At 70.3% G+C, this 19,633-nt stretch carries 22 protein-coding genes; 15 read left to right on the top strand and 7 right to left on the bottom strand.

Going from position 1 to position 19,633, the window contains the following annotated elements:
* Positions 1-10 precede the first annotated feature (10 nt).
* Positions 11-1,012, bottom strand: a complete 1,002-nt coding sequence (locus BJ964_RS07870; RefSeq protein WP_229807083.1) for a hypothetical protein — start codon at positions 1,010-1,012, stop codon at positions 11-13.
* Positions 1,013-1,286: 274 nt separating this feature from the next.
* Between BJ964_RS07870 and BJ964_RS07865 the strand changes: the two genes are divergently transcribed.
* The 6 genes from BJ964_RS07865 to pstB all read left to right on the top strand — a co-directional run bounded on the left by BJ964_RS07865 (position 1,287) and on the right by pstB (position 7,289).
* Entirely contained in the window at positions 1,287-2,003 is a 717-nt protein-coding gene (locus tag BJ964_RS07865) for a winged helix-turn-helix transcriptional regulator (protein WP_106315799.1), read from the top strand.
* A 14-nt stretch (positions 2,004-2,017) separates the two neighbouring features.
* Positions 2,018-2,899: a mycothiol synthase gene (gene mshD, locus BJ964_RS07860; RefSeq protein ID WP_188120062.1), complete on the top strand. Its 882-nt coding sequence runs from the start codon at positions 2,018-2,020 to the stop codon at positions 2,897-2,899.
* A gap of 237 nt (positions 2,900-3,136) precedes the next feature.
* Positions 3,137-4,225, top strand: a complete 1,089-nt coding sequence (pstS, locus tag BJ964_RS07855) for a phosphate ABC transporter substrate-binding protein PstS (RefSeq protein WP_188120061.1) — start codon at positions 3,137-3,139, stop codon at positions 4,223-4,225.
* Positions 4,226-4,265: 40 nt separating this feature from the next.
* Positions 4,266-5,336, top strand: a complete 1,071-nt coding sequence (pstC, locus tag BJ964_RS07850; protein WP_188120060.1) for a phosphate ABC transporter permease subunit PstC — start codon at positions 4,266-4,268, stop codon at positions 5,334-5,336.
* 73 nt (positions 5,337-5,409) lie between these two features.
* A complete protein-coding gene (pstA, locus tag BJ964_RS07845) occupies positions 5,410-6,495 on the top strand; it encodes a phosphate ABC transporter permease PstA (RefSeq protein ID WP_188120059.1) in 1,086 nt (361 codons plus the stop codon).
* Positions 6,496-6,512: 17 nt separating this feature from the next.
* The gene (gene pstB, locus BJ964_RS07840) at positions 6,513-7,289 is read left to right on the top strand and encodes a phosphate ABC transporter ATP-binding protein PstB (RefSeq protein WP_188120058.1); all 777 of its coding nucleotides are present in this window, start codon (positions 6,513-6,515) and stop codon (positions 7,287-7,289) included.
* A 373-nt stretch (positions 7,290-7,662) separates the two neighbouring features.
* Here the strand turns inward: pstB and BJ964_RS07835 are convergent, their stop codons facing one another.
* On the bottom strand, positions 7,663-8,439 hold the full coding sequence (locus BJ964_RS07835; RefSeq protein ID WP_188126845.1) for an NUDIX hydrolase: 777 nt from the start codon (positions 8,437-8,439) through the stop codon (positions 7,663-7,665).
* A gap of 59 nt (positions 8,440-8,498) precedes the next feature.
* Here BJ964_RS07835 and BJ964_RS07830 point away from each other — a divergent pair, with 59 nt between their 5' ends.
* Positions 8,499-9,476 carry a Gfo/Idh/MocA family protein gene (locus BJ964_RS07830; RefSeq protein ID WP_188120057.1) on the top strand — a complete coding sequence of 326 codons (978 nt, stop codon included), beginning with the start codon at positions 8,499-8,501 and terminating at the stop codon, positions 9,474-9,476.
* Here BJ964_RS07830 and BJ964_RS07825 read toward each other — a convergent pair.
* From BJ964_RS07825 to BJ964_RS07815, 3 genes are all read right to left on the bottom strand, one after another.
* Positions 9,473-10,480 (bottom strand): inorganic phosphate transporter, encoded by a 1,008-nt coding sequence (locus BJ964_RS07825; protein WP_188120056.1) that lies wholly within the window; start codon positions 10,478-10,480, stop codon positions 9,473-9,475. The two genes, BJ964_RS07830 and BJ964_RS07825, sit on opposite strands and share 4 nt — an antisense overlap.
* A gap of 3 nt (positions 10,481-10,483) precedes the next feature.
* A complete protein-coding gene (locus BJ964_RS07820) occupies positions 10,484-11,110 on the bottom strand; it encodes a DUF47 domain-containing protein (RefSeq protein ID WP_188120055.1) in 627 nt (208 codons plus the stop codon).
* A gap of 84 nt (positions 11,111-11,194) precedes the next feature.
* A complete protein-coding gene (locus BJ964_RS07815; RefSeq protein WP_188120054.1) occupies positions 11,195-12,142 on the bottom strand; it encodes a PI-PLC domain-containing protein in 948 nt (315 codons plus the stop codon).
* A 99-nt stretch (positions 12,143-12,241) separates the two neighbouring features.
* On the opposite strand from BJ964_RS07815, the gene sigJ reads away from it, so the two are divergent.
* Entirely contained in the window at positions 12,242-13,114 is an 873-nt protein-coding gene (gene sigJ / locus BJ964_RS07810) for an RNA polymerase sigma factor SigJ (RefSeq protein WP_188120053.1), read from the top strand.
* Here sigJ and BJ964_RS07805 read toward each other — a convergent pair.
* On the bottom strand, positions 13,091-13,600 hold the full coding sequence (locus BJ964_RS07805) for a DUF402 domain-containing protein (RefSeq protein ID WP_188120052.1): 510 nt from the start codon (positions 13,598-13,600) through the stop codon (positions 13,091-13,093). The two genes, sigJ and BJ964_RS07805, sit on opposite strands and share 24 nt — an antisense overlap.
* 155 nt (positions 13,601-13,755) lie before the next feature.
* Here BJ964_RS07805 and BJ964_RS07800 point away from each other — a divergent pair, with 155 nt between their 5' ends.
* Genes BJ964_RS07800 through BJ964_RS07790 form a run of 3 tightly spaced genes read left to right on the top strand, consistent with a single transcriptional unit; the run spans position 13,756 to position 17,024 of the window.
* Entirely contained in the window at positions 13,756-15,651 is a 1,896-nt protein-coding gene (locus BJ964_RS07800; RefSeq protein ID WP_223150004.1) for an ATP-dependent DNA helicase, read from the top strand.
* A gap of 58 nt (positions 15,652-15,709) precedes the next feature.
* Entirely contained in the window at positions 15,710-16,120 is a 411-nt protein-coding gene (locus BJ964_RS07795; RefSeq protein WP_229807084.1) for an NUDIX hydrolase, read from the top strand.
* A 25-nt stretch (positions 16,121-16,145) separates the two neighbouring features.
* Entirely contained in the window at positions 16,146-17,024 is an 879-nt protein-coding gene (locus BJ964_RS07790; protein WP_188120050.1) for a hypothetical protein, read from the top strand.
* Here the strand turns inward: BJ964_RS07790 and BJ964_RS07785 are convergent.
* Positions 17,018-17,392 carry a DsrE family protein gene (locus BJ964_RS07785; protein WP_188120049.1) on the bottom strand — a complete coding sequence of 125 codons (375 nt, stop codon included), beginning with the start codon at positions 17,390-17,392 and terminating at the stop codon, positions 17,018-17,020. The two genes, BJ964_RS07790 and BJ964_RS07785, sit on opposite strands and share 7 nt — an antisense overlap.
* A 14-nt stretch (positions 17,393-17,406) precedes the next feature.
* On the opposite strand from BJ964_RS07785, the gene mtfM reads away from it, so the two are divergent.
* The 4 genes from mtfM to ygfZ all read left to right on the top strand — a co-directional run bounded on the left by mtfM (position 17,407) and on the right by ygfZ (position 19,633).
* On the top strand, positions 17,407-17,511 hold the full coding sequence (gene mtfM, locus BJ964_RS49055) for a small membrane protein MtfM (protein ID WP_043533180.1): 105 nt from the start codon (positions 17,407-17,409) through the stop codon (positions 17,509-17,511).
* Entirely contained in the window at positions 17,508-18,110 is a 603-nt protein-coding gene (locus BJ964_RS07780) for an FABP family protein (protein WP_188120048.1), read from the top strand. The genes mtfM and BJ964_RS07780 overlap by 4 nt, the downstream gene beginning before the upstream one ends.
* Positions 18,111-18,173: 63 nt before the next feature.
* Positions 18,174-18,596 (top strand): Fur family transcriptional regulator, encoded by a 423-nt coding sequence (locus BJ964_RS07775; protein ID WP_188120047.1) that lies wholly within the window; start codon positions 18,174-18,176, stop codon positions 18,594-18,596.
* Between the two features lie 8 nt (positions 18,597-18,604).
* Entirely contained in the window at positions 18,605-19,633 is a 1,029-nt protein-coding gene (ygfZ, locus tag BJ964_RS07770) for a CAF17-like 4Fe-4S cluster assembly/insertion protein YgfZ (RefSeq protein ID WP_188126843.1), read from the top strand.

Genomic DNA, 19,633 nt, shown 5'->3' with positions numbered 1-19,633 from the left:
AACAGGTGTGTCAGGTGAGGTAGAGATGGACCAGTGAGTACGCCGCGAACGCGGTGAGCGCGAACCCGCCGAGCGGCCCCTGCATGTGCCGTGCCAGCCAGAAGGTGGGCGCCTCCCCGGCCAGCCGGCGCCCCGCCTCGCCGAAGTTGACGGCCAGGTCGATCAGGTGGGCGGCCACCGCGGCGACCAGGCCCAGCACCGCGCCCTTGGTCGGGGTGAACGGCAGCACCAGGTAACTGCCGAGCAGGGAGGCGGCCAGAGTGCCGAGCATCGCGCCGAGCACGATGCCGGTCGCGCCGCGCGGCACCTGGAGCGCGATCCGCGGTTTCGGGAAGACCGCGTCGGTCAGCCGGGCGACCAGCAACGCCACCCCGGCGCCGGTGCAGCAGACCAGGATGGCCTGGGCGCCGAGCGGCTCACGGACCAGCAGGATCATGATCGAGTACGCCGTCGCGCCGCTGACGATGATCAGCGTGGTCCGCCACGAGTCCTTGGCCCGTTGCCGGTCCCCGGCCCGGATCAGCTGCGCCACCAGCGTCGCCACGAAACCGCCGAGCGTCACCCAGACCAGCGGGAACAGCGCGTCATCGCCGGTGACCGCCAGGTAGTCGGCGGCCAGCGCGGTCACCGCGACGATCGCGGCGGTGGCGCCCGCCGCCGGCGGGTGCAGGGCCATGGTCCAGGCGAGCAGGCCGAGCAACTGCACCCCGAAGAGCACGATCGCGTACGACACGCGCGAACCCGGGCCGGTCGCATGTGCCCCGATGACCAGCGCGATGGCGAGCAGCGCGGCGAAGCCACCGATCGCGGCCGACAGTCTGGGCCGGACCGTGGCTATCTGGATCTCTTCGAACTCGTCGTCCTCGTGATCCTCGGAGGCTGGACGGTCGTCCTTGTCCTCTTCGGGGACGGCGCCGTAGAACCCGGCCTTGGGGCGGCCTGGATTCATCCGGGCGACCTTCTGAGAGGCCTCGGCGTCCCAGGGGTCGTCGTTCGGCATGGAGGGAAACACGACTGCGATCGTGCCAGACCCGGGTCCGCGGTCCCAATCGCCGGGCGTTGCAATCCTCGGGTAAAAAGCTGGTTAAGGATCGGCCGTTCGGTCACCTTCATCGGGTTCTCTACATCACTTGCGAGCGTGACCCGGGTGTTCAGGCAGATGTTTCGGTTAAGGTAACCGCAACCCACCCGTCGGTGACGCCGGGCCCCAAACTCCGGTGGCGAAGCCTCCAGTGCTCGCAGACCGGGTCACCCGAGCGGCCTGTGCCGCGAGGACGGAGGTGAGTGTGGAGATCCTTCTGCTGGTCACGGCACGTGCCGGTGAGCCTTCTGCCGTACTGCCCGCTCTGGACCTTCTGCCCCACTCGGTTCGTACCGCTCCGCGCGACGTACGGACCCTGGTGTCCGGGCCGAGCCCCGACGCCGTCCTGGTGGACGCCCGCTCCGAGCTCTCGGAGGCGCGCGCCACCTGCCGGATGCTGCACGCCACCGGAATCGGTGTCCCGCTGATCGCGGTCGTCACCGAGGCCGGGCTGATCGCGCTGAACGCGGACTGGGGCGTCGACGACGTCATCCTCGCCAGCGCCGGACCGGCCGAGGTCGAGGCGCGGCTGCGCCTGTCGGTCGGCCGTCTCAACAACGCGACCGCCGGTGCCGGCGGTTCTATCCGGGCCGGCGAGCTCAACATCGACCCGGACACCTACGCCGCCAAGCTCAAGGGCCGGCCGCTCGACCTCACCTACAAGGAGTTCGAGCTGCTCAAGTTCCTCGCCCAGCACCCGGGCCGGGTCTTCACCCGCGACCAGCTGCTGCGCGAGGTGTGGGGCTACGACTACTTCGGCGGCACCCGGACTGTCGACGTCCACGTCCGGCGCCTGCGTGCCAAGCTCGGCTCGGAGTACGAGTCGATGATCGGCACCGTCCGCCAGGTGGGCTACAAGTTCGTGGTCCCGCCGTCCGGCCGCCAGCTGCCGGACAACGAGCCCGTCTCGCTCCCGGTCTGATCCAGAGTTCCTCCATGACGTCGCGACAGCCGGTCCGTGCCACGGACCGGCTGTCGTCGTCCGAGGTGGACGACGTGCTGGCCCTGGCCGCGGCCGCCGGGTATCTGGACGGCGTCTACCCACTCTCCGAGGACGTCGTCCTGCGGGTCCGCGGCGGCGTCTCCGTTCAGGGGCGGCACCTGCTGGCCTACGCCGGTGACCGGCTGGCCGGCTACGCCTTCGTGGAGGACGGCTCCGGCGAGCTGATCGTCCACCCCGATTTCCGCCGGGCCGGCGTCGGCACCGAGCTGTTGACCGCCGCCGGGCCGGGCCCGTTGCGGTTCTGGGCGCATGGTGACGATTCCGGCGCGGCCGCCTTCGCCGCGCGGACCGGTTTCGAGCGTGCCCGGGTGCTGTGGCAGATGCGCCGCTCGCTGATCGAGCCGCTGCCCGACATCCCGCTGCCCGAGGGCGTGACCCTGCGGGCCTTCCGTCCCGGGGCCGACGAGCAGGCCTGGCTCGAGGTGAACGCGAAGGCGTTCGCCCACCATCCGGAGCAGGGCCGCTGGACCCTCCCGGATCTGCTGACCCGGGAGGACGAGCCGTGGTTCGACCCGGCCGGCTTCCTGCTCGCGGTGGACGTCGCCGACACCGTGCTCGGTTTCCACTGGACCAAGGTGCATCCGGCCTCGGGTGACGAGCCGGCGATCGGGGAGATCTACGTGCTCGGTGTCGACCCGTCCGGGCACCGGCGCGGGCTGGGCGCCGCGCTGAGCGTGGCGGGTCTGCGGCATCTCGCCGGGGCCGGTCTGACGGTCTCCAGCCTCTATGTCGACGAGTCGAACACGGCCGCCGTGAAGCTGTACCGGCGTCTCGGGTTCGAGGTCTACAAGACCGACGTCAACTACCGCCGATAACGGCACGGACAAGCGCTTGTCTCGCTCAGGTCACAGCTGACCGTATATACCCGACATTTCGGGTAGCCGGAGCGCAGTTCACTTAACGGACAACTGTGCCTAGGGGGATGGCTACCTTCTGGGACTTACGTGTTCACTCCTAGTTCATTTACGACCAGGAATCCGGTCACCTGGCCTTCTTAGCTTTTCGGGTGTGAGCCGGTGAGAGACCGGCTGCATAACCCCGAAGGGACTACCGTGAAGCTCCAGCGGTCCGGTTTCGTGGCCGGCATTGCTTTGACTGCGGCGATCGCGCTCACCGGGTGCGGCTCCGACAACGAGTCGCCCGGCAGCACCTCGTCCGCGGCGCCGGGCGACTGCGTCGGCGGCAGCCTGACGGCGCAGGGCTCCACCGCTCAGAAGAACGCCATGGACGACTGGATCAAGGCGTACCAGACCAAGTGCGCCGACTCCAAGGTGGACTACCAGGGCACCGGCTCCGGCGCGGGCATCGAGGCCTTCATCGCCGGAACCGCCGACTTCGCCGGTTCCGACTCGGCGCTCAAGGAGGAGGAGCAGCCGCAGGCCGACGCCAAGTGCGCCGGTGGCAAGGCGATCAACCTCCCGATGGTGATCGGCCCGATCGCGGTCGTCTACAACGTCGAGGGCGCCGACGGCCTCCAGCTGTCGTCCTCCACCATCGCGAAGATCTTCGCTGGCAAGATCACCAAGTGGAACGACGCGGCGATCGCCGCCGAGAACACCGGCGCCAAGCTGCCGGACGCCAAGATCGAGACGGTGCACCGGGCGGACGAGTCGGGCACCACCGACAACTTCACCAAGTACCTGAGCAAGACCGCCGAGGCGGACTGGACCTACAGCAACGCCAAGGCGTGGAAGGCCCCGGGCGGCACCGGCGTCTCCAAGTCGGACGGCATCGCCACCAAGGTCAAGGGCACCCCGAACACCATCTCGTACGTCGAGCTGTCGTTCGCCGAGAACAGCGGCCTCCAGACCGCGAAGATCAAGAACGGCGCCGGCGAGTACGTCGAGCTGTCCGGTGAGAGCGCCGGCAAGACCTTCGAGAACGCCGAGATCAAGGGCACCGACGGCGACCTGGCCCTCAGCATCGACTACGCCACCACCACCCCGGGCGCGTACCCGATCGTGCTGGTGACCTACGAGATCGCCTGCAGCAAGGGCAGTGCGAAGGCCAAGGAGGTCCAGGCCTTCCTGAAGTACACCTCCAGCAGCGACGGCCAGAAGGCGCTCGCGGACCTGGGCTACGCCCCGCTGCCGGAGACCCTCCGCACCAAGGTCGCGGACTCGGTCGCCAAGATCTCCTGACCCATCCGTCAATCCCTCCTAGACGACAGCGAGCGCGCAGATGGGTGACTACCCTTCCCGCTCGGTGAACGCCACCGCCGGCGACCTGGGCGTGACCCCGCGTCACGCTCAGGGCGCCGGCTATGGCAATTCCCCGAGCAACTACAACGAGCCCCCGCTCGGTGGCGGTGGCGCACTGCCCAAGAAGACCCGCTTCTCGATAGAGACGGGCTTCCGTGGCCTGTCCACGGCCGCCGGTGCGATGGTGCTGGTCATCATCGTCGCCATCGCCGTCTTCCTGATCTCCAAGGCGGTGCCGGCCCTCCAGGCCAACAACGCCAGCTTCCTGACCGAGCTCAAGTGGTTCCCGAACGACACGCAACCCGTCTTCGGTATCGCCGCGCTCGCCTTCGGCACCGTCCTCAGCTCGATCATCGCGCTGATCGTCGCGGTGCCGATCGCGCTGAGCATCGCGCTCTTCCTGTCGCACTACGCCCCCCGGCGCCTGGCGACCCCACTGGGCTTCGTGATCGACCTGCTCGCGGCGGTGCCCAGTGTCGTCTTCGGTCTCTGGGGCCGGGACGTGTTCCAGCAGCCCGTCCGTGACTTCTCGATCTGGCTCAACGAGTACTTCGGCTGGATCCCGCTCTTCGGCGGCGAGGGCCCGTTCGGCCAGTCCATCATGCTCGGCGGCCTGGTTCTGGCGATCATGGTGCTGCCGATCGTCACCTCGCTCTCCCGCGAGGTCTTCCAGCAGACCCCGGGCATGAACGAGGAGGCCGCCCTGGCCCTCGGCGCCACCCGCTGGGAGATGATCCGGACCGCGGTCCTGCCGTACGGCAAGCCCGGTGTGATCGCCGCCGTGATGCTCGGCCTCGGCCGCGCGCTCGGCGAGACCATCGCCCTGGCGCTGACGCTCAGCATCGCCTTCAAAATCAACTTCAACCTGATCGAGAACGGCGGCAACTCGATCGCCGCCAACATCGCGAACGCCTTCGGTGAGGCCAACGAGACCGGCCGCGGCGCCCTGATCGCCTCCGGTCTGGTGCTCTTCGTGATCACGCTGGTGGTCAACATGACGGCGCGAGCGATCATCTACCGCCGTCGCGAGTTCCGGGACAGTGCCGCATGAGAGAGCGAAGCGAACGAATCAACAGGCTCAGCCCCGAGGATCATGACGGCGCGGAGCGAAGCGGAGTGTCGGCATGAGCCTTTTGGAACGTCAGGTGCCGGGCGTCGTCATGACGCCGGACAACATTCGCAGCCGCAAGCTCCCGGTCGTCACCAACGTGCTCGTCGCGGTCGCCGCCTTCGCGGTCGCCGCGGTGGTCGTGCTCGGCACCGGGATCGGCAACTGGGTCCTGGCCGTCGTGGTCGGCGCCTTCCTCTACCTGGTCGGCCTGTACTACGCCGCCAGCCAGGTCGAGGGCCGGCGGGCCGCCAAGAACCGCAGCATGCAGGCGCTCATCTACTCCGCGTGCGTACTGGCGATCCTGCCGCTCGCCTCGGTGGTGTGGACGCTGGTCTCCAAGGGCATCGAGCGCCTCGACGCGAACTTCTTCAGCACCTCGATGAACAACATCGGCGCCCGGGACCCGCTCGGTGGCGCCTACCACGCCATCATCGGCACCCTGGAGCAGGTCGGCATCGCCACCCTGATGGCGGTGCCGCTCGGCGTGCTCGGGGCCATCTACCTGGTCGAGTACGGTCGCGGAAAGTTCGCCGGCACGGTCCGCTTCTTCGTCGACGTGATGACCGGTATCCCGTCGATCGTGGCCGGTCTGTTCATCCTCTCGTTCTGGGTGCTGATCGTCAGCCCGTGGTTCAACAACGGGCAGCCGCGGTTCTCCGGCTTCGCCGCCTCACTGGCCCTGGCCGTGCTGATGCTGCCGACGATCGTCCGCTCCACCGAGGAGATGCTGCGCCTGGTGCCCGGGCCGCTCCGCGAGGGCTCGTACGCGCTCGGCGTCCCCCAGTGGAAGACGATCCTCAAGGTCGTCCTGCCGACCGCCCTGCCCGGCATCGTCACCGGCGTCATGCTCGCCGTCGCCCGCGCGGCCGGCGAGACCGCCCCGGTGCTGCTGGTCGCCGGCGGCGCCGCGGCGATCAACTTCGACCCGTTCGGCGGGAACCAGCAGTCCCTCTCGCTCTTCGTCTACCAGCAGGCCGGAGACGCCTCCCGATACGCGCCGGCCCGGGCCTGGACCGCCGCGCTGACCCTGGTGGCGCTGGTCCTGATCCTGACCATCGCCGCCAAGTTGCTCGCCCGACGCAACAAACTGTCCCGGTAAAGAAGGTGTACCCCGCCATGGCAAAGCGCATCGAGGCGAGCAACGTCTCCTCCTACTACGGCACGTTCAAGGCCATCGACAGCGTCTCGATGACGGTCGAGCCGAAGACGATCACCGCTCTGATCGGCCCGTCCGGTTGCGGCAAGTCCACGTTCCTGCGGTCCATCAACCGCATGCACGAGGTGCTGCCGGGCGCCCGCATCGAGGGCCGCCTGACCATCGACGACCAGAACATCTACGACCAGGATGTGGACGTCACCGCCGTCCGTCGCATGATCGGCATGGTCTTCCAGCGGCCCAACCCGTTCCCGACCATGTCGATCTACGAGAACGCGGTCGCCGGCCTCAAGCTCAACGGCGTCAGGAAGAAGGCGCTGCTGGACGAGGCCGCCGAGAGGTCCCTGCGCTCGGCGAACCTGTGGGACGAGGTCAAGGACCGTCTCGACCGGCCCGGCGCGGGCCTCTCCGGCGGCCAGCAGCAGCGCCTCTGCATCGCCCGCACCATCGCGGTCGAGCCGCAGGTCGTGCTGATGGACGAGCCGTGTTCCGCGCTCGACCCGATCTCGACGCTGGCGATCGAGGACCTGATGTTCAAGCTGAAGGACCGCTTCACGATCATCATCGTCACGCACAACATGCAGCAGGCCGCCCGGGTCAGCGACAAGACCGGCTTCTTCTCGATCGACAAGACCGGCGACCCGGGCCGCCTGATCGAGTACGACGACACCCAGAAAATCTTCAGCAACCCCACCCAGAAGAAGACCGAGGACTACATCACCGGCCGCTTCGGGTAGGGACTTTGCTAGCTTTGCTCCGCTTCGCTCCGCGGCAAAACGCTGGGCCAGCTTTGCTGCGCTTCGCTCCGCGGCAAAACGCCTTGTAACCGGTGTCGAGGCAGGTGATCTCCCGCCGCCAGCAAACCCCGCTGGCGTCGGCAGATCACTTGCCTCGACACCGGCGGCGTTTTGCGGGGGAGGTTGTGTGCACCGCCGTTCAGTTCAGGTGGTGTTCTGTGGGTGGGCGGGGTGGGCTGGACCACCGATCTATGCCCGGCGGGTGCGGCACCGGCCGGACCCGGCAGATGGTCGCGTGGAGCGGGCGGGGCGGCCACGATTCTGTGGGGGGCTGTTTTCCGCGTACCGGAAACGGTTTTGATCTGAGCCGGGATCAGGACGGGATGTGGAGGGTGACCTGGCCGTCTGGGGTGACCTCGATGCGGGGGTTGAGGGGGGTGGCGGCGTCGCGGTGGGCGGAGGCGGCGACCACGTCGGGGATCGTTTTGCAGGCGGCCAGTTGGTCGAGGGTGCGCCGGGTGGGCGGCAGCATCGGGAGGCCGGCGGTGTCCTCGATGGTGATCCAGGCGGTGCGGTCGGCTTCGCCGGAGACGTCGCGGGCGGTCTGCGACTCGGGGAGCAGCGCCACGAAGAACCAGGTGTCGAACCGTTTGGGCTCGAAGTCGGGGGTGATCCAGCGGGCCCAGGGCAGCAGCAGGTCGTCGCGCAGGCGCAGGCCGCGCCCGGCGAGCAGGTCGGTCATGGTGAGTTCGCGGCGCTGGACGGCGGCGCGGTCGGTCTCCCAGTCGACGCCGTCGGTGGCGGTGGCCGTGTGGTCCGGTTCGGCGAGTGGGCCGGCCAGCAGGATGCCGGTTTCCTCGAAGAGTTCCCGGGCGGCGGCGCCGACCACCGCGTGCGCCTCCTCGATGGGTACGCCCAGACGCCCGGGCCAGTCGGCGCGGATCGTGTCGGGACGGTCCGAGGGGTCCACGGTCCCGCCGGGGAAGGCGTAGAGGCCGCCGAAGACCATGGTGGAGGCCCGGCGGAGGACGTAGACCTGGAAGGTGTCGCCGTGCGGCCGGAGCAGGACCACCGTGGCCGCCGGGCGGGCCGGGACCGGTGGGCCGGTGAACTCACGTGCGCGCTGCGACATGGCGGGGGGAAGCGGCATTGAGTCGGTCACCGGTCGATCCTGCCACCGCGGGTGCCCCGGGCGATACGGTATCGATCATGACTGGACAGAAGGTGCGCTGGGGGATTCTCGGTCCCGGTGGGATCGCGGGTACGTTCGCGGCCGACCTGCCTCTGGTGGCGGGCGCCGAGCTGGCCGCGGTCGGCTCGCGGAACCTGGCGAGCGCCGAGGCGTTCGCCGAGCGGTTCGGGTTCGCCCGGGCGCACGGCTCGTACGCGGACCTGGCGGCCGACGACGGCGTCGACGTGGTCTACGTGGCGACGCCGCACGCCTTCCACCTGGACGCCGCGATGCTGTGTGTGGAGGCCGGCAAGGCGGTGCTCGTGGAGAAGCCGATCACCGTGGATCTGGCCTCCGCCACGTCGCTGATCGAGGCGGCCCGGGCCCGTGGGGTGTTCCTCATGGAGGCCATGTGGATGCGCTGCAACCCGGCGATCCGGAAGGTCGCCGAGCTGGTCGCCGGGGGCGCGATCGGCGAGGTCAGCACCATCCACGCCGACTTCGGCCTCCAGGGCCCGTTCGAGGCCACGCACCGGCTGCGTGACCCGGGGCTGGGCGGCGGCGCGCTGCTGGACCTGGGCGTCTACCCGATCCACCTGGCGCATCTGATCCTGGGTGCGCCGGCCTCGGCGCACGCCTGGGCGCATCTCACCCCGGAGCGGGTGGACGAGAACACCGGCGTCCTGTTGGGCTACCAGGCCGGCGCGGTGGCCGCGCTGACGTGCAGCATCAACGGCGCCAGCCGGAACGCGGCCTCGATCACCGGGACCGCCGGGCGGATCGATCTGCCGGTCAGCTTCTTCGCGCCGCGCTCGTTCGTGCTGAACCGGCCGGACCGCGCCCCGGAGACGTTCCAGTTCCCGTTCGAGGGCAGCGGCTATCAGTTCGAGGCGGCCGAGGTGCAGCGCTGCCTGCTCGCCGGTGAGCTGGAGAGCCCGCTGGTCTCGCAGGCCACCACGCTCGAGGTGATGGCCCTGCTGGACGCGCTGCGCGAGCAGATCGGCGTGGCCTACTAGCCGAACAGCGGCCGGACCACGATGTAGATCGCGCAGGCGAAGAACGCGGCGGCGGGGAACGTCGTGACCCACGCGATCACGATGTTGCCCGCCACGTTCCAGCGGACCGCGCTGAGCCGTTTCGTCGCGCCCACACCCATGATCGCCGAGGTGATGGTGTGTGTGGTCGAGATCGGCGCGTGCAGCACCAGGGCGTTGAAGTAGAGCACCGAGCTGGCCACCGTCTCGGCCGCGAAACCCTCGGGCGGGCCCAGGTCGATGATCTTGCGGTCCAGGGTGCGGATGATCCGCCAGCCGCCGGAGTAGGTGCCGGCCGCCAGTACGGTCGCCGACGTCCAGTACACCCACTCGGGGATGTGCGTGGCGTCGTCCTGGATGCCGCCGGTGTAGAGGGCCAGCACCACGATGCCCATCGTCTTCGCGGCGTCCTGCATGCCGTGCCCGACGGACATCGCGGCGGCCGAGACGGTCTGCGCCCAGCGGAAACCGCGGTTCAGCCGGCCCGGGTGGCCGCGCCGGAAGATCCACATGACCGCGACCATCATCACGAAGCCGAGGATCAGCCCGACCACCGGCGACAACACCATCGGGATCAGGACCTTGTTGATGATGTTGTCCCACTGGACCTCGCCGGCCGTGGCGAACAGGGTGGCGCCGACCAGGCCGCCGAAGAGCGCGTGCGACGAGCTGGACGGCAACCCGAAGTACCACGTGATCAGGTTCCAGGCGATGGCGCCGAGCACGCCGGCGAACACGATGCCGAGACTGGGTATCCCCTTCGGTAGATCGACCAGGCCGTCACCGACCGTCTTGGCCACCTCGGTTCCCAGGTGGGCGCCGACGAAGTTGCCGATCGCGGCCATCGCCAGCGCGATCCGCGGGGTCAGCGCCCGGGTGCTGACGCTGGTGGCGATGGCGTTCGCGGCGTCGTGGAAGCCGTTCGTGAAGTCGAACGCCATCGCGGCCAGGATCACCGCAAGGACCGCTATGAATTCGGGATCCAAGGTCTAGGACTCCTTGACCGCGATGGTCTCGACCGTGTTGGCCACGTGCTCGAAGGCGTCGCAGGCCGCCTCCAGCTCGTCGACGACCTCCTTCATCTTCAAGACGGTCAGGGCGTCGTACTCCCCGGAGAAGAGCCGGACCAGCAGCATCCGGTAGGCGCGGTCGCCGTCGTTCTCCAGGCGGTTGACCTCGATCCAGTAGTCCTCGAGATTCTTCATCGAGCGCAGCCGGGGCATCGCCTCGGCGGTGATCTTCGCCTGCTGGTCCAGCACGGTGACCAGCTCGTGCATCTCTCGCGGGAGTGACGGCAGATCGGTCAGCCCGTACAGGTAGAGCAGGTTGCCGGCCGCCTCCAGGTGGTCCATCACGTCGTCCAGCTGGGAGCCGAGCGAGTAGATGTCCTCCCGGTCGAACGGCGTGATGAAGGTGGAGTTGATCTTCTTGTACAGCTCGTGGGTGATCGAGTCGCTGTCGTGTTCCACGTCGCTCAGCCGGTCGGCGACCGACTGGACGTCCACTCCGGGCAGCGCGAGCTCGTTGAGCAGCTCGGTTCCCTTCACCAGGTTGGACGCGGCCTTGGTGAAGAGTTCGTAGAAGGCGCCCTCGACGGGACGGAATGAGAACTTCACGGCGCGGACCTCGATCGACGGTCTTGTGGATGGATCTCCGGAGGCATGCTATCGGTCCACGCGGGTTCACCCTTCGCGACGGGGTTAAACCTGTTCGTGATGTACAACCGTGCGGGGCGCGTTCGGGCGGGGGACGGTACGCCGTACCGCCCTCGTCGGAAGGTGCTGCCGAGGGGTTCCGCTGACCGGGTGACGGCGCAGGTGCCGGGCCAGTCCGTTCAGGTCGGCGTCGGCGATCACGTCCACACCGGCCGCTCCCAGCTCGCTCCACACCGCCGCGCGGGCCTTGCGGGAGCCGTCCGGCAGCCCGGAGAACCGGACCGTACGGCCGTCGTCGTGAGCGGACCGTACCAGCGCGTGCAGCTGGTGCCGTTCCTCGGCGGTGATCGGATCGCGGCCGTCCCAGCCGAACCGCCTGGGCCACCACTCGCTCACCATCGGCACCAGATCCGGCGGGGCGGCGCGGGATCCCAGGTCGTCGAAGGTGCCGTCGGCGAACGCGTACCGTTCGGGCTGGGCGGCGAGCAGCTCACGGACGTCGACCGCACCGGTCACCGTGACGGTCACCGCGCCCGCGGTCAGCACCCCGTCGCGGCTCCGGCTGAGCAGGTCGGCGTGGTCGCGCAGCTGCCGGTCCAGCATCCGGTAGGCGCGGAACAGCGCCTGCGGGTCCCGGTTCGGCCCGCCGAACTCGACCACCAGCCGGAACGGCGCCTGCTGGTTCGCCCAGAGCCGGCCGTCGGCGGCCATGGCCCGGGCGAAGAGCGGCCCCAGTACCAGGCGGCGCAGGGTGCGGCCGGGCTGCGGGGCGCCGGGTCCGAGGAAGAGCTCGCCACGGGGTCCGGGGTAGACCCGTACGGTCATCCCGCCCAGTCCGAGCTTGAGCACCCCGGGCAGCGGGTCGGTGAGGGCCGGCCCGGTCAGCGCGTGCCCGGAGGTCAGCCAGGAGCGGCGGGAACGGCGGAATACCGCGACCGAGACCGCGCCACCGGCTCCGGCGAGACCGGCCAGGCCGCCGGCGAGAGTCGCCATGTCCTGCAACAGGCACCATCCGATTCGTACTTTATGGGTGTTTCATACTGTGGCACAGTCGACTCCCGGGAACCGGCAATCTCCCGCAGAATTTCCTTCATGCCGTCGCCGACCGTGACCGAGTTCGAGGCCCACCGCCCCTATCTGATGGCCGTCGCCTACCGGATGCTCGGCAACCGGGCCGAGGCCGAGGACGCGGTTCAGGAAGCCTGGCTGCGCTACGCGCAACAGCCGGCCGGCGACATCCGGGACACGCGGGGCTGGCTCACCACGGTCACCGGCCGGATCTGCCTGGACCAGCTCAATTCCGCCCGGGTACGCCGTACCGCGTACCCCGGGGAGTGGCTGCCCGCCTTCGTGGTCGAACCGGACGCCGGCCCCGCCGACCGGGCCGAGATCGCCGACCAGGTCAGCCTCGCGCTGCTCGTGGTGCTGGAACGGCTCACCCCGGAGCAGCGGGTCGCGTTCGTCCTGCACGACGCGTTCGGCGTGCCGTTCGACGAGGTGGCCGCGGTGCTCGACGGCACACCGGCGGCGGCCCGCCAGCACGCCTCACGGGGCCGCCGGGCGGTCTCCGGCGGCGGCGTCCGGCACACCGCCGGGCCGGCCGAGCAGCGGCGGGTGCTCGACGCCTTCCTCGCCGCGGCACAGGACGGCGACATGCGTACCCTCGCCGCGGTGCTCGCCCTCGACGTGGTCGCGATCAGCGACGGCGGCGGGGTGGTCCGGTCCGCGCTCCGGCCGATCCTCGGCGCGGAGAAGGTGGCCCGGTTCTACGTCGGGCTGGCCAGGAAATTCGCCGCCGTCCGCGGCGTCACGATGGAACCGGTGCTGGTCGGCGGCGCGGCCGCGATCCTGATCCGGGGCGAGGGGCTCGGTGTGGCGCTCGGCGTCGCCGTCGACGGCGGGCGGATCACCGGCCTCTTCAGCCAGCAGAACCCGGAGAAACTAGTCCTGGGTGACTTCGAGTAGATGCTTGCGGTAGTGCGAGGCGAACGGCTCGGTGCCGTCGCCGAGCACCCCCAGCAGATAGTGGGACGCGGAATAGGCGTGCTCCACGAGATCCTCCGGGTAACCGAACGCGACCCGGTGCTCGGCGAACTCGTCCTCGTCGCGCAGCTCGACCAGGCCGGACTCGCGGCGGCGGACCGCGTCCAGATCCAGGTCGATGATGTGCACCGTGTCACCCTCCCAGCGGGCCGGGGTGGTGATGTCGCAGTAGACCTCGCTGGTCCGCGGCGGCGGGTTGAACATCCCGGTCCACCAGGCGTGATGCGGGATCAACAGGACGAACGGGATCTGCTCCACCGAGGGGCGCCCGTGATAGACCGACGCTGTGCCGCGCGTCACGCCGACCCAGATGCCCAGGTCGTCTTCCGCCAGGCGGCGGGCCGGGTAGTCGCGGTGAGCCGAACCGTCGTACTTCGTGTAGATGACCCGGACCATCTCGCTCGGCATGGCTTGCACCCTAGCGGTGACCCGGATATGTCGGTGGTGGCGGGTACGGTTCCACCGTGCCCGCAGCCGCCAAGAAGAAGACCACCGCCGGACAGCTCCTCGCCGCCGCCGTCGGCGCGGTTCCCGGAGGGGCCGCCCGCCCAGGTCAGCAGTCCATGGTCGAGGCCATCGAGAAGTCGATCAAGGACCGTGAGCACCTGCTCGTCCAGGCCGGCACGGGCACCGGCAAGAGCCTCGGCTACCTGACCCCGGCCCTGCTCGTCGACGGCCCGGTGGTGGTCTCCACGGCCACCCTGGCGCTCCAGAACCAGCTGGTCGAGCACGACCTGCCCCGGCTCGCCGAGGCGGTTCAGCCGGTGCTCGGGCGCAAACCCACGTTCGCCGTGCTCAAGGGCCGCCACCACTACCTCTGCGTGGCCAAGCTGGAGCACGCCGACGAGGAGGGGCCCACCGACACCCTGTTCGACGCCGCCCCCGCACCCAAGGCCGGCCAGTGGCTCGGCGAGGCGGGCCGGCTCGGCAAACAGATCCAGCGGGTCCGGGCCTGGTCGGAGAAGACCCAGACCGGCGACCGGGACGAGCTGGACCCCGGCGTCGACGACACCGCCTGGCGGCAGGTGTCCATGCCGGCACGAGACTGCGTCGGGGCCGGCCGTTGCCCGTACGGGGCGGAGTGCTTCGCCGAGGCCTCCCGCGCCCGGGCCCGCGAGGCCGACATCGTCGTCACCAACCACAGCCTTCTCGCCGTCGACATGCTCGCCGGCCGGCAGATCGTGCCGCCGCACAAGCTGCTCGTCGTCGACGAGGCGCACGAGCTCGCCGACCGGGTCTCCTCCGCCGCCCAGGCCGAGCTCACCCCGGAGGCGATCGAGCGGGCCGGCCGCCGCGCCCGCACCCTGATCCCGCAGGCCGCCGCCGAACAACTGGCGGAGGCCGCCGACGCGCTCACCGTGGGCCTGGCCGACGTGCCCGCCGGGCGGCTCACCGGCGGCCTGCCGGAGACGCTGCGGCTCGCCGTCACGACCCTGGAGCTGGCCACCCGGTCCGGGCTGTCCGCGATCGGCGAGATCAAGGCCGACGACTCCGACCCGGTCGGCAAGCAGCAGGCCAAGGCGGTCCTCGACGAGCTGTCCGGCACCGCTCAGCGGCTGCTCGAGGAGAATGCGTACGACGTCGCCTGGGTGGAGAAGTCCGACATCGGCCACGGCCGCCGCGCGCTCGTGGTGGCGCCGCTGTCGGTGGCCGGCACCCTCTCCGAGAGCCTCTACAAGGACCGCACCGTCGTGGTCACCTCGGCCACCCTCACCCTGGGCGGCCGGTTCGACACGGTGGCCCGCTCCCTCGGGCTGCCCGCGGGCGCCGACGGCGCCTCCTCCGGAGACGGGTGGACCTCCCTCGACGTCGGGTCACCCTTCGACTACCCCAAACAGGGCATTCTGTACGTGGCAGCGCACCTGCCCAAGCCCGCGGCGTCCGGCCTGCCCGACGCGGCCGGGGCCGAGCTGCTCCGGCTGGTCGAGGCGCTCGGCGGGCGCACCCTCGGCCTCTTCTCCTCCCGCAAGGCCGCCACCCAGGCCGCCGAGCTGCTGCGCGCCAAGACCGACCTGCCGGTCCTGTTGCAGGGCGAGGAGACGCTGCCGATCCTGGTCCGCAAGTTCAAGGAGGACAAGGACAGCTGCCTCTTCGGGGTCATGTCGCTGTGGCAGGGCGTCGACGTGCCCGGCGACGCCTGCCAGCTCGTCGTCATCGACCGCCTGCCCTTCCCGCGCCCCGACGAGCCGCTGGCCGCCGCCCGCTCGGCCGCCGTGGACGCCTCCGGCGGTTCCGGCTTCTCCGCGGTCAGCGTCCCGATCGCGGCCGTCCGCCTGGCCCAGGGCGTCGGCCGCCTGATCCGCTCCACCGGCGACAAGGGCGTGGTCGCGGTCCTCGACTCCCGCCTGGAGACGGCCCGCGGCTACGGCGCCTTCCTCCGGAGGTCGCTGCCCCCGTTCTGGTACACGACCCGGCCCGACGTCGCCGAGGGCGCCCTCCGCCGCCTCGCCCAGACCTGACCGCGATCAGGTGACACCAATGTTGTCGTTCGTAAAGCCTTGAGACGGAGGAACGCTGGTGCTTCTCATCGCCTGCACGTTCGTGGTGGACCGGGACGGCGCGTTGCTTCTCCAGCTGCGAGATGACAAGGCGCCCTATTTTCCGGACGTGTGGGGGCTTCCCGGCGGGGCGATCGAAGCGGGGGAGACACCGGAGCAGGGCGCGGCGCGCGAGCTGTGGGAGGAGACGCGGCTGCGGGTCGACGGCCGGTTGCGGCTCTTCGCCCGGCAGGAGCTGCCCGAGCAGCAGCGCGTCAAGAACTACTTCTACGGGGCGACCTCCGCGCGGCAGGAGGACGTGGTGCTCGGCGAGGGTGCGGCCATGGTGTTCGTGCCGGCGGCCGAGGTGCTCGATCGGCCCTTCACGCCGGGCAGCGCCGAGATGATCGAGCGATTCCTCCGGTCCCGGGAGTATGCGTCCCTCACCTAGGGTTTCGTCGGCCGGACGTGTCACCATGACTGCCGTGACAGAGGCGGGGCGGCGTCGATGGCTGATCGGTGGGGTCACCGCCTGGGCTGTGCTGCTGTTGGGTGGCGGGCTGTGGTCGGTGCGTTCCGATCCGCCCACGGTGCCGGAGCAGCGGGACGCCGGGCAGGCGCTGCCGGTGCTGCGGGAGGCGGCCGGTGCGGTGGTCTCGGCAGCTCAGGGCGGCGAGTGGGCACTGCGGCTCGGGGAGTTGCGGGTCGAGGAGTGCGCGCTCACCCCGGCCTGGGACGGGGTCGAGCTCAGCCGTGAGGTGACCGTCTACGTGCCGGAGGGGGAGGCCCACGCGGCGCTCGACGGCATCGCGGCCGGGCTTCCCGCCGGATACCGGGCCGGGATGACCGTGGCCCGGGGCGCCACCCGGTTGTCGTTGTTCGCGGATGCCGGAGAGTTCGTCGGGATCGCGGCCGAGGCGTCGTCCGCCGACCAGGTGCTGCGGATCCTGATCTCCAGCGGGTGCCGGCCGGGCGTGGAGCGGCTCGACCGGGCCGACCCGGCTTCCGGACCGGCCCCGGAGCTGCTCACCGGGACGCTGGCGGCATTGAGCGGCCCGGGCCCGGCTGAGAGCGGCGGAGACCCGGCCGATGACGGCCCGAGTCCGGCTGATGACGGGCCGGGCACGATGGAGATCCGGGCCGTCGCCTGCCCGGACGGGGGGATCGCGGCGACGTTCGTGGCGGGCGGCGGAGCGGCCCAGCCGGACAGCCAGCCCGTCGGCGTGCCCGAGGGGACGCTTCCGGTGTGGGTGGAGCCGGGCGCATGGGCGTACCGGATCGGGTCTGAATCGGTCGTGGTGACCACCGAGGGCGGGCGGTGGCAGGTGAGCTTGACCACTGGCTGCCGTCAGTAGACGAGGGCCCGCGCGCCTTCCGACATGATCTCCTCGACGAAGACCGCCGCGCCGGCGATGCGGATGCCGGGGATGACGTCGCCGGGGCCGATGCCGCGGCGGGCCGCGCACTGCGTGCAGAGGGTGACCCGGGCCTCGGCCAGCAGGACTTCGAGCAGGTCGGGCAGGGGCGCGGCGTGCGGCAGGTCGAACTCGGCGGCCCGCCCGGGCAGGGCGAACCACGCCGACTCCCCGGTGAGCCACAGGGAGACGTCGATGCCGGCGGTCACCGCCGTGCTCGCCACGTTGAAGGCCTGCGAACAGCGCTCCGGCGCATCGGCGCCGGCGGTGGCCTTGACGACCAGCAAACGTGCCATACCGGTCAGCATAAGATGGGCCGGTCATGGTTACCGAGATCGGGTTCGTGAGCCTGCTGGTCGCCGCCCTGGGTGGGCTGGCCGGCGGGTTCGGCTATCTGGCAATGCGTATTTCGAGGGGGCGCTGGTGAGCGACAGCGAGACGGAAAACCCACTGGGCCCGCCGCCGTGGCTGCACGCGCCTCCGGTCGATGCCTATCCCTACGAGGACACACACGACCTGCGGTCCGGCCCGGACCTGCACCCGTCGCTGCTCGGCCTGCTGCCCTTCGTGGGCCTGTGGCGAGGCCGTGGCCAGGGCGGGTTCCCGGTGGACGAGGACTACAACTTCGCCCAGGAGATCCGGATCAGTCACGACGGCAGGTCGTTCCTGCGTTACGAGTCGCGGTCCTGGCTGCTCGACGACGAGTCGAAGCCCATCGGGCAGGCGCTGGTCGAGTCCGGGTTCTGGCGTCCGGTGCTGGTCGACGACCGCCCCGGCGACGAGATGGAAGCCACCATGATCCGGCCGGACGGGGTGGCCGAGCTCTACCTCGGCAAGGCGAACAACACGCGGCTGGAGATGACCGCCGACGCGGTCGCCTACACGCCGTCGGGTCTGCACGTCACCGGTGGGCAGCGGCTCTTCGGGATCGTCGAGGGCGCGCTGCTCTACGCCCACGAGATCTCCGTCGACAACAGCAAGCTGCACCCCCACATGTCGGCCCGGCTGCTGCGGATCGGCGGCTGAGCAAGACCTTCGGCACGGATGTGGCGGGACACCGCGGGAGATCCAGCGAACTATGCTCGTAACGTGTCCGCCACATCGCTAGCCGCCATGCTCCGGGAGCGGGGCCTGCGACTCACGCCGCAGCGTCAGCTGATCCTCGAAGCGGTGCACGAACTCGGTCATGCGACACCGGAGTCGGTGCACAACGCGGTCCGGGAGCGGGCCGCCGGGGTGAACATCACGACCGTCTACCGCACCCTCGAGCTGCTCGAGGAGCTGGGGCTGGTCAATCACACCCATCTTTCGCACGGCTCGCCGACGTACCACGCTGCCGGCGAGGATCAGCACGTCCACCTGGTGTGCCGGTCGTGCGGGTCGATCGCCGAGGTCGATCCGGCGGTGATGGAGCCGGTCACCGGGCTGCTCCTGCGGGAGCGCGAGTTCCGGGTGGACGTCGGGCACGTCTCCCTCTTCGGCCTGTGCGGCAACTGCAAGGAGTCCGAGTGACCGTCGTGATGGTCGAGGATCTCGACCCCGGTTCGGCCGACGCCGGTGTGCCCGCGCACTTCGGCGACCCGATGCGCGAGCAGCGCCTGCTGGAGACCGGGGTGGGCCTGGTCGACCGGTCGAACCGTGAGGTGATCGCGGTTCCCGGCGAGGAGCGGGCGAGCTGGCTGCACACGCTGACCACCCAGCACCTTTCCGGGCTGACCGCGGGTCAGGGCAGCGAGCTGCTGGTCCTCTCGCCGCACGGGCATGTCGAGCAGCACGCCTTCGTCACCGAGGACGGGACGACCGCCTGGCTGGACACCGAGCCCGGCGCCGGGGCGGGCCTGCTGAAATACCTGGAGATGATGCGCTTCTTCACCCGGGTCGAGCCCCGCGACGCGAGCGCTGAGCTGGCGGTTCTCTCGCTGGTCGGCCCGGCCGCGGCCGATCTCGTCCCCGGCCTCGCCGACCCCCGGATCGGTGCGGTGCCGGGTCCCAAGTTCGCCGCCGGCTCGGTGCCTTCCTCGCCCACAAGCCTCTATTCGGTACGGGAATTCGAAGGCGGCCTGGCCCGTCGCGTGCCACTGGGCGTGGATCTGCTGGTACCCCGGGAGTCCAAGGACGCCGTGATCACGAAACTGGGCGTGGCCAGGGCCGGCCTGTGGGCGTTCGAGGCGGTTCGGGTGGCCCGCCGGATCCCGCGGCTGGGCTGGGAGACCGACCACCGGACCATCCCGGCCGAGGTGGAGTTGACCGCCCCCGCCGTGCATCTGGACAAGGGCTGCTACCGCGGCCAGGAGACGGTCGCCCGGGTGCACAACATGGGCCGCCCGCCGCGCCGCCTGGTGCTGCTGCATCTGGACGGGGTGGCCACCGACCACCCGCCGGCCCGCGGTACGGCCGTGGAGCTGGACGGCCGCGCGATCGGCTTCGTCGGCACCGCGGTCCGCCACCACGAGCTGGGCATGGTCGCCCTGGCCGTGCTCAAGCGCAACGTCCCCGACGACGCCCGCCTCACCGTGGGGGAGTCGGCCGCCGCCATCGACGCCGGGTAG

The sequence above is a fragment of the Actinoplanes lobatus genome (assembly GCF_014205215.1).
GTDB classification, from domain to species: Bacteria; Actinomycetota; Actinomycetes; order Mycobacteriales; family Micromonosporaceae; genus Actinoplanes; species Actinoplanes lobatus.
The sequence above is the reverse complement of the archived record's forward strand: the minus strand, read 5'-3'. Positions and strand labels throughout refer to the sequence as shown.

Bases quoted from the DNA above. Each gene is read 5' to 3' on its own strand.
- ygfZ (WP_188126843.1), top strand. From the start codon at position 18,605: ATGGTCGAGGATCTCGACCCCGGTTCGGCCGACGCCGGTGTGCCCGCG.
- BJ964_RS07805 (WP_188120052.1), bottom strand. From the start codon at position 13,600: ATGCCGAGCGAGATGGTCCGGGTCATCTACACGAAGTACGACGGTTCG.
- BJ964_RS07815 (WP_188120054.1), bottom strand. From the start codon at position 12,142: ATGGCGACTCTCGCCGGCGGCCTGGCCGGTCTCGCCGGAGCCGGTGGC.
- mtfM (WP_043533180.1), top strand. From the start codon at position 17,407: ATGGTTACCGAGATCGGGTTCGTGAGCCTGCTGGTCGCCGCCCTGGGT.
- pstC (WP_188120060.1), top strand. From the start codon at position 4,266: ATGGGTGACTACCCTTCCCGCTCGGTGAACGCCACCGCCGGCGACCTG.
- BJ964_RS07835 (WP_188126845.1), bottom strand. From the start codon at position 8,439: ATGCCGCTTCCCCCCGCCATGTCGCAGCGCGCACGTGAGTTCACCGGC.
- BJ964_RS07790 (WP_188120050.1), top strand. From the start codon at position 16,146: ATGACTGCCGTGACAGAGGCGGGGCGGCGTCGATGGCTGATCGGTGGG.
- BJ964_RS07800 (WP_223150004.1), top strand. From the start codon at position 13,756: ATGGTCGAGGCCATCGAGAAGTCGATCAAGGACCGTGAGCACCTGCTC.
- BJ964_RS07830 (WP_188120057.1), top strand. From the start codon at position 8,499: ATGACTGGACAGAAGGTGCGCTGGGGGATTCTCGGTCCCGGTGGGATC.
- pstA (WP_188120059.1), top strand. From the start codon at position 5,410: ATGAGCCTTTTGGAACGTCAGGTGCCGGGCGTCGTCATGACGCCGGAC.
- pstB (WP_188120058.1), top strand. From the start codon at position 6,513: ATGGCAAAGCGCATCGAGGCGAGCAACGTCTCCTCCTACTACGGCACG.
- BJ964_RS07785 (WP_188120049.1), bottom strand. From the start codon at position 17,392: ATGCTGACCGGTATGGCACGTTTGCTGGTCGTCAAGGCCACCGCCGGC.
- mshD (WP_188120062.1), top strand. From the start codon at position 2,018: ATGACGTCGCGACAGCCGGTCCGTGCCACGGACCGGCTGTCGTCGTCC.
- sigJ (WP_188120053.1), top strand. From the start codon at position 12,242: ATGCCGTCGCCGACCGTGACCGAGTTCGAGGCCCACCGCCCCTATCTG.